1 protein-coding gene is annotated in these 756 nt (G+C 63.9%); it reads left to right on the top strand.

The genetic code is table 11. The features are described 5' to 3' along the window. On the top strand, positions 1 to 756 hold a 756-nt coding region (locus HX846_RS25910; protein WP_256739938.1), incomplete at both ends, for a condensation domain-containing protein.

Genomic DNA, 756 nt, shown 5'->3' on the forward strand with positions numbered 1-756 from the left:
CGGGCACTCGTTGCTGGCCACGCAAATGCTCTCACGCATTCGTCGCCGCTTGAACGTCAGCCTGCCGCTGCGCACCTTGTTCGAAGGCGGCACGCTGGAGGAACTGGCGCAGGCGGTCGATCAGCAGGCTCAGGTATCTGATGACAGCGAGATTGTGCCGGCACCCCGCAACCAGGCGCTGGCGTTGTCGTACGCCCAGCAGCGGCTGTGGTTCCTCGACCGCTTCGAAGGGCCGAATGCGGCCTACAACATGTCCAGCGTGGTGCGCTTGCGTGGCACGCTCGACATTGCGGCCTTGCAACAGGCGTTGCAACGTGTGCTGGAGCGGCATGAAGCGCTGCGCACCACTTACCACTTGAACGGCGAGCAGCCGTGCCAAGTCATCAATGAAGCGCCCACGCTTGACCTCACCCCGGTCACTGTCGAATCCCATGCCCTGCAAAGCGTGATTGACCGGCAGTCGGCGCAGCCGTTCGACCTTCAGCAGGCACCGATGCTGCGCGCCCACCTGTTGCACCTGGGTACGGATGATCATGTGCTGCAACTGGTGCTGCACCATATCGCCACCGACGCCTGGTCCATGGGCATCCTGATCCAGGAACTGATCACCGGCTACCAGGCCTACTCCAGCGGCGCGGTCCCGGCCTTCTCGCCGTTGCCGATCCAGTACGCCGATTACGCCCAGTGGCAACGCAGCGAACCCCAACAGCGCCAGTTGGCGCGGGCGATTGACTATTGGCGGCGTCAGCTCGACGG

This window comes from Pseudomonas sp. K5002 (assembly GCF_013386655.1).
Taxonomy (GTDB): Bacteria; Pseudomonadota; Gammaproteobacteria; order Pseudomonadales; family Pseudomonadaceae; genus Aquipseudomonas.